Origin of the sequence: Microvirga mediterraneensis, from assembly GCF_013520865.1 — a bacterium.
In the GTDB taxonomy this organism is placed as follows: domain Bacteria; phylum Pseudomonadota; class Alphaproteobacteria; order Rhizobiales; family Beijerinckiaceae; genus Microvirga; species Microvirga mediterraneensis.
The window spans coordinates 4,412,720-4,428,926 of record NZ_JACDXJ010000001.1 but is presented as its reverse complement, the minus strand read 5'-3'; the positions used below and the strand labels follow the sequence as shown (position 1 = coordinate 4,428,926).

Sequence of the window (16,207 nt, the reverse complement as noted above, 5' to 3'; positions counted from 1 at the left end):
CCTTCGGGTTCGATGCCTTAGCCGTGATGGGCGATGCGGTCCTGGTCGTGAGAGCCCATGAGAGCCGCCTTGACGGGGCAATTGCCCACATAACCGCGCCAGGCGAGATAAGAGCCACCGGCAAGCGCGAGGATGTTCAAGAGGGGATTGGGGCGCGGCTTGGCCGCCGCCGCCGCAAGGCCAAGGCCGGCCAGCATATAGGCCCCGCGCTCGACCGTGCTGAGGTTGGGCTCTGCGTCCATCATGTTCGTCACATCGGTTCTCCTTGTTCGACCAGCGCATCGTGCGGAAAAGGGGCCTTGGTTTTCCGCCTCGGCGATGCGCCGCTTATGGGGTAGAGCATCGGATCGGTCCCAAAAGCGGTGTCCACTTTTCGGTCCGGTGCCCGAAGGCCGAACGCGACGCGAAGCCGTGTTGTTCCTCTCGAGCCATGACGCCGAAAAACCGGAGGAACCCCGAAGCTTGACCCTCGTTGAGTCCACGCTCAACGAAGGAGTTGTTACGATGGCAGCCAAGGAAAAGACCCTGAACGACCTGTTCCTTCACACGCTGAAGGACGTCTACTACGCCGAGAAGCAGATCCTGAAGGCCCTGCCTCGGATGGCCAAGAATGCGGATTCCGAGGAGCTGAAACAGGCCTTCGAGACCCATCGCGAAGAAACGGAAGGCCAGATCGAACGGCTCGAGAAGGTGTTCGAGATGCTCGGCAAGCCGGCTCGCGGCGTACAGTGCGAAGCCATCAACGGCATCATCGAGGAAGGCAAGGAAGTCATGGAGGACTTCGCCGACAGCGAGGCTCTCGATGCGGGCATCCTCGCCGCCGCGCAGGCCGTCGAGCACTACGAGATCACCCGCTACGGCTCCCTGAAGACCTGGGCGGGCGAGCTGGGCCTGAACGACGCCGTGAAGCTTCTCGACCAGAACCTCGAGGAGGAGAAGAAGACCGACAAGCTGCTGACCCAGCTTGCCGAGGCGCGCGTGAACACCAAAGCCGCCTAACCCGCTCCTTCGAACGACAGGCCGCGCGCCGCGGGGCGCGCGGCCTTCCTGTTTTTTGAGGCGCTCGGGAAAAGCGCAATCAATGCCGATGTGCCGAATCCGGCGCGACCTTCGTGTCCAGGGTCAGGCGCATAGATCCCGACGGCGTGACCTCGAGCGAGGCTCTCGTCGTGTCGGGATATTCCACCAGATGCATAAAGGCCAAGAGCCTCAGGCGCGCGATCGGTGGAAAATGAGCGAGGCACTGCGCCATGTTTTGAATCGCATGCTCCATCAGCTCTTCCTGGCTGACAAGAGACACGGGGGTGAGTTCTTCAGGCAGCGACATGGGGCACCCGATCAAGGACAGGAGACATCTGGGCATTGCGGAGGAGCATGGATCCGCGCAGTCCGGCAAGGCGGCGAACCTGCTCCAGGCTCTCCCGTGAAACCGTGATCGCCGCCGCGATGCAGGGCTGGCCTTCGATCACGGTCGGCAGGCCCAGGGGCTTCACCTTGAAGCCGGCCTGCTGCCAGCGCGGCAGCCACCACATCTCGACCACCGCCGTGAGCTCCGTGATGCCTTCCTCGAGGCAGAACTCCTGCACGGCCGCGAGAAGGCGGCAATCCGTCCGCCCCATGCGCCTTTCCTTGACGACGAAGTACCGCGTCCACTCGAAGATGCGGTCGGCCCGGGGGATGCCCCGCTGCGCCATGTGGCCGAAGACCTCGCTCAGCATGTGGGGCAGAACCGTCGGATAGAGCCGCTGGCCTCCCACGACCCGGTCCTGGTCGATGGCGAGGAGATAAACCGCGTTGTCGTTGTCGTAGGCATCGATCTCCCGTCCGTCGAGGCGATGCAGGTTGCGCCATCCACGCTCCCTCACGAAGACCTCGTGCCGGAGACGAAAGTATTCCTCTAGCGAAGCTTCGTATAAATGCTGGTTATCTCTGCGGATCACATGGATTTTCGTCATCGGATGCAGCTCCCCCTCCATTCTTGCTTGGTGGAGAAGTCTTCCCGCGTCCGACGGAAGAAAGATATTGTAGGAAATTACAGGTGAGACGTCACAGCCGGATCAGCTTGTATTGCAGAGCCCGCGCCACGGCCTGGGTCTTGTTGACCGCCTCGAGCTTCTGGCATGCACTGACGATGTGGGCCGTGACCGTGCGCTCCGTGATCCCGAGGATTTCGCCCGTATCAGCCGCCGATTTCCCTGCGGCGGCCCAGATCAGGGCTTCGCGTTCGCGAGGCGTGAGCAGGCTCGGGACGACTGGCGGCTGGGGCTCGAGCAGCCGACGGGCGCGCTCGAAGGCGTACATGGCCATCAGGTGGAGCGCGGGTTTCGTCCGCGGGGAGAGGTCCAGGTCCACACCGCTCATGGAGAAGCAGGCCTCGTAGCCGTTGATCCCATGAATGGGCAGGCAGAAGCCGTCCCGCATCCGGAAGTCCGTGGCCCGGTCCATGACCTCGGCGGCCTTCCGCTCCGTCGCCCGATCGAAGGGCGCCTCCGACCACTCGAAGGGCTGGGTGGTGTTCTTGCAGAGGCGAATGATGGGGTCGGACCTTACGTAATCATGCTTGGCATAGATGTCGAACCAGCCCATGGGCCACTTCTTGAGCAGGACGACCTGTTCGAAACGCTCCTTGGGGTTCGGCAGTCCGGTCATGATGAAATTCTCGAAGCCGAACAAAGAGAAAGTCCGGGCGACCGCCTCCACCACGTCGTCCGGGCCGGTTAGGCTGTCGAGGCTGTCGATGAAGGCGAAGGCTTCCGTCGCATGGTCGAAGGCGCAGCCACTCAAGGGCATCTCCCAAACAAAGCTATTCAACCCAAGGTTAATTGTTGTATCAATACTATCAAACGTTTTAGTAATGGCCTAGAGAGCAAAAAGGATGACGCAGGAGCCCCCCTTGCAGAAGAAGTCCCCCAACGAGGTCGATCGGCATATCGGAAGCCGTGTCAGGGCACGGCGGATCATGCTCGGTATGAGCCAGGAGAAGCTTGCGGATGCCCTGGGGCTCACGTTCCAGCAGGTCCAGAAATACGAGAAGGGCGCGAACCGCATCGGCGCGAGCCGCCTGCTCCATATCGCGGGCATTCTGGACGTGAGCTTCGAGTTCTTCTTCGAAGGGCTTCCCGGCCTGCGGGCCGGCGGGTTCTCCGACGACAGCCTGATGGCCGAGTTCCTGACGCGCTCGGACAGCGACCGCCTCGTCCGCGGCTTCCTGAAGCTGAAGGACGACGAAGCCCGCCGCAAGGTGGCCGATCTCGTCGACTGGCTCGCATCGGCCAAGTAGGGCCGCCTACCCGACGTGTGCTGGGCGCCTTCCGGCAAGGGGCATCGGAGAGCTTCGGAACCCGCCGCGCTTCTAATGGTTACTCACTCACGATTGAATGAGGTTGACCATGGGCGTGGGACAGCAGAACACCGACAGGCAGCAGGACAACGGCAACGAGGATTGGGATGCGCTCAAGGGCGATGTCGGCGATATCGCAGGCGCCGCCGTGGAGCGCAGCCGCTACTTCATCGATTCCGCGCGGGAACAGGCGACGGATTACGTCGATCGCCGCAAGGACGATATCGCGCAATCCGTTGCGGACTTCGCCAATTCCCTGCGCGAATCCACCCATTCCTTCGATGAGCGGCCCAACATCCGCGCCGTCGTCGACACCGCGGCGGAAGGTCTGGAGCAGCTTGCTGGGTCCATCCGCGAGCGCACCTTCGCGGATTTCTTCAACGACTTCGAGGATGTGGTCCGCCGCCGCCCGGCAACCGTGGCAGCCGCATCCGTCGCCATCGGCTTCCTTGCGGCACGCTTCATCAAGAGCACGGCGGAGGATCTTCGCTATGACGACGTGCGCGCAAGCCAGGCTCAGAATGCGCGGTCCCGTGCGCGGCAGGCCCAGCGCTCGCGCTCCGGCGCCTGACGGAGGCCGCCATGCAGGGCAACGGCAACCAAACGATCCAGGGTCTCGTGGGTGAGGCGCTGCGGGAATCGACCGATCTCGCGCAGAAGGAATTCACCCTCTTCAAGGCTGAAGTATCCCAGAACATCCGCACGCTTTTCATGGGTCTCGCCATGGTGGTCGTGGCGGCGATCTTCGCCATCGCGGCCGTGATGCTGCTGACCGACTCCCTGGTGAAATGGCTGGCGACCGTCGTCAACTCCGAAGCGCTCGCCGCGCTCATCGTCGGTGGCGTATTGGCCGTGATCGCCATCGGCCTCGGGTTATGGGGACGCAGCGCCATGTCGTCGTCCACGCTCACGCCGAAGCGGACGATGCACTCGCTCAAGCGCGATGCGGAAGTCCTGTCGGAAAGAGGTGCATGATGACGTCGCAGAGTCTGCAGGAGTTGGAGAGCGATATCGAGCGCAGCCGCGCTCAGCTCGACCAGACCATCGACCGTCTCCAGAACAAGATGACGGTCTCCGGTGTGGTCGATGACATGCTCGGCACGGCGCGGAACGGCCAGTACGGGCCGCTTTACGACAAGGTTCTGGATACGGTCAGGCGCAACCCCGTGCCGGTCATGCTGATCGCCATGGGCGTCGGGCTTCTCGCCTATCGTCTCGGACGGTCCGCCGCGCCACGGAGAACCCGTCTGATCGCGGCAGACGAGGATCTGATCACGGAAGAGCATCTCCTGATGGAGGCGGAGGATCCTCGCCTTTACGGCGCGGAGCCCGCGCCGCTGAGCACGTCCGATCCGATGTTCGAACGTCCGGGCACCTCTTCTCGATTTCGATGAATGAAACAGGAGTTTTCCATGGCCAACAGCAAGAACGAAACCGGCAAGCCGAGCGGAGCCCAGTCGGGCGCGACAGGGAATGTTTCCGCCGGGACGTCGGTGGGCAATATCGGCGAGCCGCCCATGCCGCATGCCCATGAGCAGCGCTCTGCCCAAGGCTCCAATGCTCAAGGCTCCGGCGCGACCGGCGGCCAGCAGACATCTGGCCAGCCGAAGGGCCAGTCCTCACAGCAGAATGCGCAGGATCAGGGCGGGTCGATCTCCGACAAGGCCCAGCAGGCTGCCGATCAGGCTCGGCAGAAGGCGGAGCAAGCCTATGAAGGCGCTTCCGATTGGGCGCGCGACACCTATGACCGCGCCTCGCATTGGGCCTCGGACACCTATGAGGGGCAGCGCCGCCGTATGAACCAGATGGGCGGTCGTTCCGCTCGCGCCTTCGGCAATGCCCGTGGCGGCGTCCAGAGCTACGTGTCCGAGAACCCGATGGTCGTCGGCCTCGTGGGATTGGCCGCGGGCCTTCTCCTGGGCGCCCTGCTGCCGCGCACCCGTCGCGAGAACGAGATGTTCGGCGAATGGGCGGACGAGGTCCGCAGCCAGGGCCTGCGCTATGCCCGCGACGCCGCCAACCGTGGTCGCGAATATGTCGAGGATACCTTCAGCGGCGACGAAGCGCGTTTCAGCCGGCATGAGAGCGAGTTCAACGGCCAGCGCGATGCCAATCGCCACTAACGCATGAACCGCTGAACCGAGATGAAAAACGCCGGCGAAAGCCGGCGTTTTTTGCAGCATTCGATAGCGAACGCGACTCTCAATCTCCTCCCATCGCAAACTCGCCGCAGGCTTAGACGAATTCGTCGCGAGGATCCTGCGAGGATTGTCGGCTCCAGATCAACATGATACTCAACCGGTTCTCTTCTAACCTCGTATGAACCTGGAGTCGTGGCATGGGAGCCCAAAAGTCCGCAGACAAGTAAGCCGCAACAACCCTTTTCTTGTTGTTGCGGCGTCTGTCGAACCGATCCCAGCCTATGCTGACAGGCAGACCGCCGCCGAATGTTCCTCATTTGAGCGGATGCCTCACTATGTCTCCAAAGCCCCCCGTGTGGGCCTATTCCCTGCCAACGGCCCTCCTGCTGATGGCCCCCTTCGACATCCTCGCTTCCCTGGCGATGGACATCTATCTCCCCATCGTTCCGGCCATGCCGGGCATTCTCGGCACCAGCCCGGCCATCGTCCAACTTACCTTGAGCATCTATATGGTGATGCTCGGGCTCGGCCAGATCATCTTCGGGCCGGTCTCCGACCGCTTCGGACGGCGGCCCGTTCTGGTCAGCGGCGCGATCCTGTTCGCGGCGGCGTCATTCTGCCTGGCGGCATCCTCGACCGCCGTTCCCTTTATCGCCCTCCGCTTCCTGCAAGCGGTCGGGGCCTCGGCAGCCATGGTGGCCACCTTCGCGACAGTCCGGGACGTGTATGCCGACCGCCCGGAAAGCGTGGTGATCTACAGCCTGTTCAGCTCCATGTTGGCCTTCGTGCCTGCGTTAGGGCCCATCGCCGGGGCACTTCTCGCGGACAGCTTCGGATGGCGCTCGATCTTCGTGGTCCTGGGTATTCTTGCCGTTCTCGCGACCCTGCAAGCTCAGCTCCGCTGGCATGAGACCCGGCCGAGAAGAGCCACCCTGTCACGACGCTCGTTCCTGCCTGTCCTCCGCAGCCTTGCGTTCTGGACCTATACGCTCGGGTTCAGTGCCGCCATGGGGACGTTCTTCGTGTTCTTCTCGACCGCTCCAAGCGTCCTCATCGACAGGGCCGGGTACTCCGAGCTGGAATTCAGCCTCGCCTTCGCGACGGCTGCGGTCGTGATGATCATGACGACACGCTTCGCCAAGCGGTTCGTGGCCCGGTGGGGAACCTCCGGCAGTCTTGCGCGCGGCATGGCGATGCTGCTCCTGGGCGCAGGGCTCCTGAGCATCGGACAGGTGTTCGGAAACCCATCCTTTTGGACGTTCATTGTCCCTATGTGGGTCATGGCGATCGGCATCGTCTTCACCGGGTCGGTGACGGCGAACGGAGCCCTGGAGGAGTTCGGGGACATCGCCGGGTCGGCGGTGGCGCTGTATTTCTGCGTGCAGAGCCTCATCGTCAGCATCGGTGGAACGCTGGCCGTGATCTGGCTACGCGGCGATACCGCATGGCCGCTTGCGACCTTCTCCTCGATCATGGCCGTCGTCGTCCTGATTGCGCAGGGATGGCTGCATGACCGAGACCGTCTGCGGACGTGATCCAACGTGTAGTCGGGCATCATGCCCGACTACACCGCCTCCACGGAGATCGGGGTCCTGGGACGCGGCCTGACGCCTTATCCAGGCGAGTCATGGTGGAAAGCGTCTGTTCGATAACCAATCAGGTCGTCATTGCTGCCAGACGCCGGCGTCCTTATCGGGCGGTGGAGGGCTCCCCTGCAGCGGACGAATGCGCCGGTCACTAGAAGGCTCTGCGCAAATAACAACGGCCACGGCGAGATGATGCGCGTACATCCGGCGTCATCATCTCGGCATCGTGACCGCTTCTGGCAAGCGAGTGTGCCGCCAGGTTGAGAATAAGATAGGATCGAACCCTTCGGTTTCAAGGCTTCATGGTGGATTGCATGCGCTTGCTATTCATCTCTTAACCGTAACACGCCAAAAATCAGCTGGATGTCACTCGCGCTGGAACGAGCCGCTTTCGAACTTGTTGCTCCTGCACAAGAAAAAGATTTCCTATCGTCGAGATGCCTGGGAGATTTGCGATCCAGTCGAAGGATCGGATGTTGGAGTTGGGTATGCGTATTCTGATCCTGGAAGACGATCCATGGATTGCCACCGACCTGCAGGCGATCCTCGAGTCGGACGGGCATGAGATCGTTGATTCCTTGAGTTCCCTCGATGAAGCCTATCGGCATCTGGATGATGGATTCGATTGCGCGCTGCTCGACATCGACGTGATCGGAGGCAAGAGTTTCGGCGTGGCGGAGGCCCTCGCCGAGCGGCGAATTCCCTTCGTGTTCGTGTCGGCGTCCCAGCCCTCCGATCTGCCGCAAACTCTCCGGCAGGCGGCGTTCGTGGCAAAGCCTTTCGAGGAGCGGACTCTTCTCGAATCCGTCGATCATCTCTCCCTTGGCCGCTTGCCTTGCTGACGGCATTGCGGGAACCTGTCGCGACCTGATGGTGTCGTCTCTCGCAATGCAAAATTCCCGCTTCGGCTTCTGCTGCAAATACATTCCCGAGGACGGCGACGCCCGGACCGCGCGGGCGATGAACACGAGTACGGTCACGATGGCCTATCTCGGCCGGCTCGATCCGAAGGCGGCCTACGACAAGATCAGCGCGGTCGTGGCGCATAATCTCGAAGCGTTCCGTCTGCAGGTCGCCCACGTGGCGACACGGCCGAAGATCGAGCGCCTGCATCGCCTGTCGAGCGATCTGCTTCCCGGCTACACCCATGCCAGCTGCCGGGACATCTACCGCGACCCGGACCTGCGCCGACTGATCGAAACCAAGCTCGCCGCGCTCGGAGATTTCGCGCGCGACAACGATGTGCGGCTCAGCATGCATCCGGGCCAGTTCTGCGTCATCGCCTCCGCCAACCCGTCCGCTGCGGCCAACGGATTGGCGGAGTTCGAGTACCATGCCGAGGTCATGGCGCTCATGGGCTACGGCCAGGGGTGGCATCCCCACGGCGCGCACATCAACATTCACGGCGGCGCGAAAGCTCTCGGCGCGGAGGGGATCCGCGGCGGTCTCGCGCATCTGTCGCGCACGGCCCGCAACCTGATCACCCTAGAGAACGACGAGGTCAGCTTCGGCCTCGACGATCTTCTGCCTCTCGCGGACGATGTGCCGCTCGTCCTCGATCTCCACCACCACTGGATCATGAGCCGGGGCGAGTATATCGAGCCGGAAGACCCCAGGATCGCGCGGATCGTCGCCTCGTGGCGCGGCGTGCGTCCCGTAAGCCATGTGAGCGTCTCCCGGGAGGATCTGCTGCCCGACCCGGACATGGAAGTGCTTCCGGACTTCCAGACCCTGGCCGCTGCCGGGATCAAGCCGAAGGACCTGCGGGCCCATTCGGATCTCATGTGGAACCGGGCCGTCAACGACCTCGTGATGCGCCACCTCGCCTGGTCTGATTTCGAAATCGAGGCCAAGCTCAAGAACATCGCCTCGGAAGGCCTGGCCCGCCACAGGGAGCTGAGGCAGGCGACCGGGCTCGTATCGACATGATATTTCGTTTTTAGTGACAGCTCTGGAACCAAACCGATTTGGCGGCGTTATTGAGCATTGTGCAGTGAATCAAGAAGTCGATGGCCGCCGATCCCTCCACGGTTCTCCTCGTCGAAGACGAACCACTCATCCGCCTGTTCATCTCAGATCTGCTTGAAGATGCCGGCTTCAAGGTGGTGGAGGCTGCGAATGCCACGGAGGCAATGGTGCTTCTGGAGGCAGGGCTGCCCGTCAATGTTCTCCTGACCGATGTGGACATGCCTCTGGGGTGTAGCGGCTTCGAATTGGCGCACCGGATCCATCGCGCCTGGCCCGAGATCGAGATCCTCATCATGTCGGGCCGGCAATGGCCCTCGGAGGGGGATCTCCCGCCCGGCGCGGCGTTCCTCGCCAAGCCATGTCCCAACGAGGCGATCGTGTCCCATGTGGCCTCCGCTGCGGAGCGGACCCGGCGATTCGGCCATGTTGCCAAAAATCCACGACCTGCGGTCGATCATGCGGGGAAGATCCTTCCCTTTCCGAAAACCGCCTAAATTCCTGAACTGCGGCTTGCTGCTGGCGCTGAGCGGACATAAGCTCTGCCGGAATTGACCTTCTGTCAGGGGGCCGGGCTCCGGTATTGGAGCCGAGCGGTCCGACCGAAGGCTGGTCAATGAGCTTTTCGGGCCTGGTTCAGGGCTGTCGACGAGCTTTCCCATCCCATTCCCGGAGGAATAAATGCCGACCAAGACTACAGACGGAAAAGCCGGTGCGAAGAAGGCTGCCACGAAGACGGAAGGCTCGAAGCCCAACGCTCTTCAGAAGCCCTTGCAGCCGTCCAAGGAACTGGCCGCCATCGTAGGCTCGGATCCGCTGCCGCGCGGTGAGGTCGTGAGCAAGATCTGGGATTACATCAAGAAGAACAACCTTCAGAATCCCGAGAACAAGCGCGAGATCCTGGCTGACGACAAGCTGCAGCCGATCTTCGGCAAGCCGAAGGTGACGATGTTCGAGATGAACAAGCACCTCGCCCAGCACCTGAAATAAGCTGAACGAGCCTTAAGCTCGATCAAGAATCCTGCCGCCACCGCGTGAGCGGCAGGATATCCGGCCTCTGGCCTGGCGCCTTCTTCCAGGGATCCACGGCCCAGGCCGTGCCCGTCCGCCTCTCGGTGATCACGGCGGTGAAATGCGGGTAGCGCCCATCGAGGAAGAAGCCGCGCGATTCCGGGTATTGCACCGCATGATGGGCCAGAAGCCCCTGTTCCTGCAGGACCAGGAGAACGCTCGTGGTGTTCGCGGTCTCGTCCAGGCAATCCATCTGCCCGTAGACCCCCGACATCTGGGGCGGCGACCCCGGAGTATCGGGCCTGCCGCCGAGCGAGGTGGCCAGATAGGCCGTATAGGACCGGATCACCTCGCCCAGGGCCCGGCGTTCCGCATCGGGAGAGCCCTGGCCGGCCCGGAGAATCTCCCTTGCCCTGCTCAGCCACGCCCCATCGACCGAGATCGCCATCCGTCGTACGCAGCCATAGCCATGGCAGGCGATGATCCGGCTCCCCGTCGGCCCCACATAGCCCTGCTGGTTGAACCAGCTTTGGGCCGGCAGGGAGGCGGCGCCGGCCGGCGGGGCCATGAGCAACAGGAAGGGCAGGGCCTTCAAAATGAGAAGTGGCGTCGCTCTCATGATGAGTTTACCTATCGGCGAGAGGTTGCAGCGATCCCTGGCCATATAGATCGGGCGTTTCTTCTGCCCATAGGTTAAGCTTGCGAACCCGTTACGACTTTGGAGTTCTCATGTCCCGCATCGTCTTCCTGAACGGATCCTTCCTGCCGATCGAAGAGGCCAAGGTGCCTTTCATGGACCGCGGCTTCATGTTCGGGGACGGCGTCTATGAGGGCATCGGCATGCTCGACGGCCGCCTCATCGACAACGAGGCCCATCTGGAGCGCCTGGAGCGTTCGCTCGCCGAGATCCGCATCCCCAACCCCTATACCCGAGCCGAATGGACCCGCTTTCAGGAGGAGCTCGCGCGCCGCAACGGCATGACCGAGGGCTTCATCTATTTCCAGGTGACCCGCGGGGTTGCCGAGCGGGATTTCTTCTTCCCTGACGATCCCAAGCCCACGGTCGCGATGTTCACCCAGGCCAAGTCCATCGCCGACGCTCCGGCGGCTAGGACCGGGATCGCCGTCGTGACCGTGCCGGATCTGCGCTGGCAGCGGCGCGACATCAAGTCGATCAACCTGCTCGCACAGGTGCTCGCCAAGCAGGCGGCCAAGGAGGCGGGCGCCCAGGAGGCTTGGCTTGTGGAGGACGGTTTCGTAACCGAAGGCGGTTCGTCGAGCGCTTTCATCGTGACGAAGCAGGGCAGCATCGTCGTGCGTCCGCTCTCGAACGCCATCCTGCCCGGCATCACGCGCAAGTCCCTGCTCAGGCTCTCGCAGGAGGACGGGATCGTCCTGGAGGAGCGCCGCTTCACAGTGGAGGAGGCCTATGAGGCAGCGGAAGCCTTCCTGACCAGCGCCTCGAACTTCGTTCTCCCCATCGTGTCCATCGACGGGCGTCCGGTCGGCGACGGCAAGCCTGGGCCGGTCACGACGAGGCTGCGCGCGCTTTACCTCCAGATGGCCGCCGCGCCGGCCCTGGCGGCCGAGTAGCTTTGCCGGAACCCGCTCCTGGGTCGCCCGTTGCCTTTTCAAAGGAGCGACCCATGAAGCGTGTGCTGGTCCTATCCACGATCCTGGCCGCCGGCCTCGGCACGGCTGCCCTGGCTCAAAATCCCGAGGTTCTGAAGCAGCAGGCCCCGAACATGCCTGCGCCGAGCCAGATGCCGGCCGAGAAGGTCGAGCCCGACAGCAATCTCTCCGGCCCGAACAACGGCCCGGCCGAGACCGGCTCGACCAACACCCTGAGCGACAAGCTGGAGCGCTCCGATGGGGTGATCCGCCCGCCGGCGAACATGTCTCCCGACAATACCGTGCGTCCGCCGGTGCCTGATCCCGGCACCACGCCGGTGATCCCCCCACCGGGCAGCCCCGGCGGTAATCAGCAGGTCCAGCCCAAATAAGTCTTTGGAAGGGGCGGGGAGGGTCTACTTCCCCGCCGAGCGGCGGCGCTTGCCCTCGCGGGAGCGGTTGTTCTCCCGCGTCTTGCCGTTGCCTGAGTTGCTGTTGTCGCTCTTCATGATCTGAGCGGCGACTTCCGTGATCTGGCGGCGCAGCTCGTCGGTCTGACTCCCGGAGCTTTCCAGGCCCGCGAGGCGGGTCTGCACCTCGTCCCGCTCGCCTTCGATCTCACGGATCCGCTGCTCGAGGATCAGGCCGCGCTCCTGCTCGGCGGCCAGGCTCTTAGCGAGCTCGGCGAGACGCAGGCGCTCGTCGGAGAGCTCGCTGTGGCGCTCGCCGAGGGCGCGCTCGAAGTCGTTGCCCCGGGCCGTCTGGGTCATCAGGCGGGTTTCCAGGTCCGAGATGGTGATGCGCTTGGTGTCGAGTTCGCTCAAGGAGGTCGTAAGACGCCTCTGGGCGTCGGTGAAGTCCGCCTCCAGGCGGGCGAGCTTGTCTTCCAGATGGAGCATCTCGTTCTTGAGCTTCGCGCCCTCGCCCTGGGCGATGTCGAGCTCCATGCGGGTATTGGAAAGCTCGTCCAGGGTCGACCGGTGGGCGTTCTCGAGGGCCGTGAGCGTTTCGCGGGTGCCGGAGAGGTGGGCCTGCGTCTGCGCCTGGTCGGCTTCGGTGGCCGCGAGCCGGGTCTGCGTTTCCGCGAGCCGGGTCTCCAGTTCGGACACCGTGCGGTCGCGTTCCACGAGCGTGGCCTCCAGGGCCTCGATCCGGATGGCCCGCCGGCCGAGCTCCTCCATGCTCTCGTGCTTGGTCGCCAGGGCTTCCTCGGCCTTGCGTTCGAGCCGCCGCTGCAGCACCGCGAACTCGGCCCGCAAATGGTCCTTCTCGGCTGTCAATTCCGAGATCGACATGGGAAACAGCGCCTCCGCCCTGCGGCGGGCCAGACGCTCCGCCCGGGCATTGACGGCCGGGATGATGAGAAGTGCGATGAGGGATGCTGCGACGAACCCCAACGCAAAGATCATGATGCTTTCGATCACGCGGACGCCAACTCCAAAATGCTTGACCGTTAACGCTCAAGCACCCTGTCTTGTGCCTGCGCAGCTTCCCGGAGATATCTTGCTCCAGACCGCCCGTTGTAGCGCATTCGGGGACGGTTTCCACTGGCGGCGCGGCGGCATGATCCGAAAGCTTGCGGAGCCTGGCTCCGCATGTCGTCGCGGGCCTCGTGCCGGAGCCCCCGACTGGAAGAGCCTGGCGCCTCACCGTATCGGGATGGCCGGCACAAGGCCGACCAAGACGAGGAGGGGACACCAAGCCCTACCCGGGTCCCGGCTCCTTGATCGACCTCAGAAAGGATTCCAGGTCGGTTCCGGGGTGAATTTCAGGTAGCCGACATTGACGCCGAGGCGGGCGCCGACGCCGGCCCGGATCGGGACCACGATCATCTCGTCCGCCGCGACAGCCGTGACGCCGAAGCCGCCAATGAAATAGGCCGAGCCGTCGAGACCCACGAAACGCTTATAGAGCGCGTCCGTGAAGGGCATGTTGTAGACCAGCATCATGGTGCGGGCGCCGTCGCCGCCCACGTCGAAGCCCAGAGACGGGCCCTGCCAGAACACCTTGCGCTCGCCCGCATTGCGGGTGAAGAGCTTGCCCTCGCCGTAGCGCAACCCGCCGAAGAAGGCGCCTGAGGCTTCCTGGCCCAGGATGTAGCCGTTGGGCTCACCCCAGCGCCGGGTGGCCTCCTGAACGGCGAGGGCGAGGCCGCGCGAGGCGGAGCCGAAGAACTGGTGGCCCGACTCCACCAACTCGTTGGAATTGAACGAGTTGGGGCCGCCGGGATTGTTCGCGTAGGCGCGTTGAACGGTTTGGGCGGAGGCCTGCAGGGGCAGGGCGCTGATGAGGGCGGCGAAAGCCGCTGCCGCAACAATCGTGGACCGGGAGCGCATGGGCCATCTCCTCGCATGAAGCGTTCGACGATCCGGCAACAGAGCCGGACAATCTTCGTGAGGCTTAGTTTTAAGGCTATCAACCCTAACAAAACCTGTACGCCGGCGGTTTGATGACCATACGGCAAGGTTCATTTAGAGAAGCCCCGTCGAACCGAAGCGGGATCATAGGGCTTCGGCGCCCAGCTTTTCGGTCCAGTGAGCGAGGCGCTCCTTCAAGAGCCGATCCTGAAGATAGGCGCTGCTCTCATCCTCGAGCCGCTCGATCTCCTCCAGGATGAAGGCGTCCGGGCCGTGCGCGCGCCATTCAGCCTGCAGAGAGCGGCAGGTATGGCTGCCCTGCCGAAGCGTAAACCAGACCCGGTTCTGGATCTTGGACAGGTTCGGCGACCGGCCCAACCAGCACATGCCGGTCGGCCGACATCGAACGGCATAGATGCCAGCCACTACCTTTGCTTCCTTGTAGGCCGCGATTGCGGCCTTCCTTTCAATGCCTTGCATCAGAGTCTCCATTCCGCCTGCCGCGTCGCCGGCATGTTCCTATGACCGAATATTGCACGGGTAATAAACCTTTGACAGGGAAATTTTTACCCGGTAAAAATTCATCGTAACGGAGGCGTCAATGTCGGAATTCCTGTCCAAACCCTGTACCCTCTTCGCAGGGACGCGGATCATGGCCGCGGGGCCGCTCGTCGATGTCGCCCTAGCCGCAAAGGCTCTTGAGGGAGCGCAAGAGGGGCCCGCCATCATCTTCGAGGACGCGACCGGTCGTGTCGTCGATGTGGACATGCGCGGCGGCTCCGCGGAGATCGTGTCCCGCCTTGTCGCGCGGGAGCAGGAGGCGGATGCGGCTTCGAAGGCTTCCGCACCGGCGCAAGGGCGCGGGCGCCCCAGACTGGGCGTCGTCTCACGCGAGGTCACCCTGCTGCCGCGTCATTGGGAATGGCTGTCGGCGCAGCCTGGAGGCGCATCCCAGGCCGTGCGCCGCCTCGTGGATGAGGCGCGCCAGACGGATGGAGGCGAGAGCCGGAAAAGGGCCGCGCAGGAGGCGAGCTACCGCTTCATGTCCGCCGTCGCAGGCGACTTCCCCGGCTACGAGGAGGCACTCCGCGCCCTCTTCGCCGGACATGAAAAGCAGTTCGCCGACCTGACGGCCCCATGGCCCGAGGACGTGCGCGCCTATGCTCGCAGGCTCGCTTTCGGGTCGATGGACCCGGCCTGACAGTGCAGGATGCGTAGCCTAGCTGTGCGTTTTATCCGACGCCGCCGGCAGGTCGAGGCGCGAGGCCAAGGCGTTGTCGCCGAGGGCTGCGAAAGGCCCGTTCCGGTAACCCCTGTCCTCGTGGCCATAGGTCAGGGGAATGCCGCCGGGGCCGACGACGCTTCCGCCCGCGCGGGTCAGAATGTGGTCGCCCGCCGCCGTGTCCCATTCCATGGTCGGGCCGCAGCGCACATAGACGTCCGCCTCGCCTGACGCGATGAGGCAGAATTTCAGGGCCGACGAGGTCATGCGCCGCGTCCCGATGGACAGGGCCGAAAGGCAGACCTCCGTGGCGCTGTCCCCATGGCGGCGGCTCACCAGGGCCACGAGATCCTTCTCGGGCGCCGGGCGGACCTTTGCCTCGCGCCAGTCGAAATCCGTCGTCCCGTCGGGGAGGAGACTCGTCCGGGCCGTTTCTCCCGCGATCCAGATCGCCCCCATGGCGGGGGCGGCGACCACGGCCGCGATCGGCCTTGCGCCCTGGACCAGGGCGATGTTGACGCTGTATTCGCCGGTTCCCCGGATGAAGTCGCCCGTGCCGTCGAGGGGGTCGACCAGGAAGAAAGAGTGATCGGCATGTCCGGCGCTGCAGGTCTCTTCCGCCACGACCGGCACCCCCGGCCAGGCTTCCTCCAGGCGCTTGAGGATCAGTTGTTCGGCGGCAAGGTCCGCCGCCGTGGTGGGGGTTCCGTCGTCCTTGATGCGCTGGTCGAGAAAAGCCGTCTCCATGCCGCGCAGGACGCGGCCCGCCTCGACGGCGATGTGAGCGAGCTTCAGGGCGATTTCGTCAGGGTTTTGACCATCGAAGCGCATCATGGCTTTGTGCCCGTTCCCTCGAGATCTGTCGATCTCTTTTTGCCCGCTTCCCAAAGAACTCGTAGCCGGGTATCCGGGTTCACGTTCTCTTTCCTGTTTGGCTGTATGGGTACGCGTCGAAATCTCGATTTCATGAACAT

General features: G+C 63.6%; 23 protein-coding genes. 14 read left to right on the top strand and 9 right to left on the bottom strand.

Annotated elements, in window-relative coordinates; all coding sequences use genetic code 11:
• Positions 1-17: 17 nt before the first annotated feature.
• Complete coding sequence (locus H0S73_RS21070; protein ID WP_181054417.1) at positions 18-245, bottom strand: YgaP-like transmembrane domain; 228 nt, start codon at positions 243-245, stop codon at positions 18-20.
• 259 nt (positions 246-504) lie between these two features.
• On the opposite strand from H0S73_RS21070, the gene H0S73_RS21065 reads away from it, so the two are divergent.
• The gene (locus H0S73_RS21065) at positions 505-999 is read left to right on the top strand and encodes a YciE/YciF ferroxidase family protein (RefSeq protein ID WP_181053972.1); all 495 of its coding nucleotides are present in this window, start codon (positions 505-507) and stop codon (positions 997-999) included.
• Between the two features lie 79 nt (positions 1,000-1,078).
• Here H0S73_RS21065 and H0S73_RS21060 read toward each other — a convergent pair whose 3' ends face one another.
• The 3 genes from H0S73_RS21060 to H0S73_RS21050 all read right to left on the bottom strand — a co-directional run bounded on the left by H0S73_RS21060 (position 1,079) and on the right by H0S73_RS21050 (position 2,790).
• Complete coding sequence (locus tag H0S73_RS21060) at positions 1,079-1,327, bottom strand: hypothetical protein (protein ID WP_181053971.1); 249 nt, start codon at positions 1,325-1,327, stop codon at positions 1,079-1,081.
• Positions 1,314-1,955 carry an acyl-homoserine-lactone synthase gene (locus H0S73_RS21055; protein WP_181053970.1) on the bottom strand — a complete coding sequence of 214 codons (642 nt, stop codon included), beginning with the start codon at positions 1,953-1,955 and terminating at the stop codon, positions 1,314-1,316. The genes H0S73_RS21060 and H0S73_RS21055 overlap by 14 nt, the downstream gene beginning before the upstream one ends.
• Positions 1,956-2,046: 91 nt before the next feature.
• On the bottom strand, positions 2,047-2,790 hold the full coding sequence (locus tag H0S73_RS21050; protein ID WP_181054416.1) for a LuxR family transcriptional regulator: 744 nt from the start codon (positions 2,788-2,790) through the stop codon (positions 2,047-2,049).
• Positions 2,791-2,875: 85 nt separating this feature from the next.
• Between H0S73_RS21050 and H0S73_RS21045 the strand changes: the two genes are divergently transcribed.
• From H0S73_RS21045 to H0S73_RS21000, 10 genes are all read left to right on the top strand, one after another.
• Positions 2,876-3,280: a helix-turn-helix domain-containing protein gene (locus H0S73_RS21045; protein WP_181053969.1), complete on the top strand. Its 405-nt coding sequence runs from the start codon at positions 2,876-2,878 to the stop codon at positions 3,278-3,280.
• A 109-nt stretch (positions 3,281-3,389) separates the two neighbouring features.
• Positions 3,390-3,911, top strand: a complete 522-nt coding sequence (locus tag H0S73_RS21040) for a uroporphyrinogen decarboxylase/cobalamine-independent methonine synthase family protein (protein ID WP_246389135.1) — start codon at positions 3,390-3,392, stop codon at positions 3,909-3,911.
• Between the two features lie 11 nt (positions 3,912-3,922).
• Positions 3,923-4,315, top strand: a complete 393-nt coding sequence (locus tag H0S73_RS21035; RefSeq protein ID WP_181053968.1) for a phage holin family protein — start codon at positions 3,923-3,925, stop codon at positions 4,313-4,315.
• Positions 4,315-4,734 carry a DUF3618 domain-containing protein gene (locus H0S73_RS21030; RefSeq protein WP_181053967.1) on the top strand — a complete coding sequence of 140 codons (420 nt, stop codon included), beginning with the start codon at positions 4,315-4,317 and terminating at the stop codon, positions 4,732-4,734. Before H0S73_RS21035 ends, H0S73_RS21030 begins: the two co-directional genes overlap by 1 nt.
• Before the next feature lie 18 nt (positions 4,735-4,752).
• Positions 4,753-5,463: a hypothetical protein gene (locus tag H0S73_RS25890; protein WP_246389133.1), complete on the top strand. Its 711-nt coding sequence runs from the start codon at positions 4,753-4,755 to the stop codon at positions 5,461-5,463.
• A 353-nt stretch (positions 5,464-5,816) separates the two neighbouring features.
• On the top strand, positions 5,817-7,016 hold the full coding sequence (cml, locus tag H0S73_RS21020) for a CmlA/FloR family chloramphenicol efflux MFS transporter (protein WP_181053966.1): 1,200 nt from the start codon (positions 5,817-5,819) through the stop codon (positions 7,014-7,016).
• Positions 7,017-7,555: 539 nt separating this feature from the next.
• Positions 7,556-7,909, top strand: a complete 354-nt coding sequence (locus H0S73_RS21015) for a response regulator (RefSeq protein ID WP_181053965.1) — start codon at positions 7,556-7,558, stop codon at positions 7,907-7,909.
• A 46-nt stretch (positions 7,910-7,955) separates the two neighbouring features.
• Positions 7,956-8,996: an apurinic/apyrimidinic endonuclease family protein gene (locus H0S73_RS21010; RefSeq protein ID WP_246389131.1), complete on the top strand. Its 1,041-nt coding sequence runs from the start codon at positions 7,956-7,958 to the stop codon at positions 8,994-8,996.
• A gap of 80 nt (positions 8,997-9,076) precedes the next feature.
• Positions 9,077-9,529, top strand: coding sequence for a response regulator (locus tag H0S73_RS21005; protein WP_181053963.1), 453 nt, complete (start codon positions 9,077-9,079; stop codon positions 9,527-9,529).
• Between the two features lie 184 nt (positions 9,530-9,713).
• Positions 9,714-10,022: an SWIB/MDM2 domain-containing protein gene (locus H0S73_RS21000; protein WP_009763765.1), complete on the top strand. Its 309-nt coding sequence runs from the start codon at positions 9,714-9,716 to the stop codon at positions 10,020-10,022.
• Between the two features lie 22 nt (positions 10,023-10,044).
• Here the strand turns inward: H0S73_RS21000 and H0S73_RS20995 are convergent, their stop codons facing one another.
• Positions 10,045-10,662 (bottom strand): hypothetical protein, encoded by a 618-nt coding sequence (locus tag H0S73_RS20995; protein WP_181053962.1) that lies wholly within the window; start codon positions 10,660-10,662, stop codon positions 10,045-10,047.
• Between the two features lie 110 nt (positions 10,663-10,772).
• Here H0S73_RS20995 and H0S73_RS20990 point away from each other — a divergent pair, with 110 nt between their 5' ends.
• On the top strand, positions 10,773-11,636 hold the full coding sequence (locus tag H0S73_RS20990; protein WP_181053961.1) for a D-amino-acid transaminase: 864 nt from the start codon (positions 10,773-10,775) through the stop codon (positions 11,634-11,636).
• Positions 11,637-11,689: 53 nt separating this feature from the next.
• Positions 11,690-12,046 (top strand): hypothetical protein, encoded by a 357-nt coding sequence (locus tag H0S73_RS20985; RefSeq protein ID WP_181053960.1) that lies wholly within the window; start codon positions 11,690-11,692, stop codon positions 12,044-12,046.
• 24 nt (positions 12,047-12,070) lie between these two features.
• Here H0S73_RS20985 and H0S73_RS20980 read toward each other — a convergent pair whose 3' ends face one another.
• The 3 genes from H0S73_RS20980 to H0S73_RS20970 all read right to left on the bottom strand — a co-directional run bounded on the left by H0S73_RS20980 (position 12,071) and on the right by H0S73_RS20970 (position 14,491).
• Positions 12,071-13,063, bottom strand: coding sequence for a coiled-coil domain-containing protein (locus H0S73_RS20980; RefSeq protein WP_181053959.1), 993 nt, complete (start codon positions 13,061-13,063; stop codon positions 12,071-12,073).
• Positions 13,064-13,387: 324 nt separating this feature from the next.
• On the bottom strand, positions 13,388-13,990 hold the full coding sequence (locus tag H0S73_RS20975; protein ID WP_181053958.1) for a DUF1134 domain-containing protein: 603 nt from the start codon (positions 13,988-13,990) through the stop codon (positions 13,388-13,390).
• 165 nt (positions 13,991-14,155) lie between these two features.
• Positions 14,156-14,491, bottom strand: a complete 336-nt coding sequence (locus tag H0S73_RS20970; protein WP_181053957.1) for a GIY-YIG nuclease family protein — start codon at positions 14,489-14,491, stop codon at positions 14,156-14,158.
• A gap of 121 nt (positions 14,492-14,612) precedes the next feature.
• Here H0S73_RS20970 and H0S73_RS20965 point away from each other — a divergent pair, with 121 nt between their 5' ends.
• Positions 14,613-15,212, top strand: a complete 600-nt coding sequence (locus H0S73_RS20965) for a DUF2239 family protein (protein WP_181053956.1) — start codon at positions 14,613-14,615, stop codon at positions 15,210-15,212.
• A gap of 18 nt (positions 15,213-15,230) precedes the next feature.
• On the opposite strand, the gene H0S73_RS20960 is transcribed toward H0S73_RS20965, so the two are convergent.
• Positions 15,231-16,067 (bottom strand): 3'(2'),5'-bisphosphate nucleotidase CysQ family protein, encoded by an 837-nt coding sequence (locus H0S73_RS20960; protein WP_181053955.1) that lies wholly within the window; start codon positions 16,065-16,067, stop codon positions 15,231-15,233.
• Between the last annotated feature and the right edge of the window lie 140 nt (positions 16,068-16,207).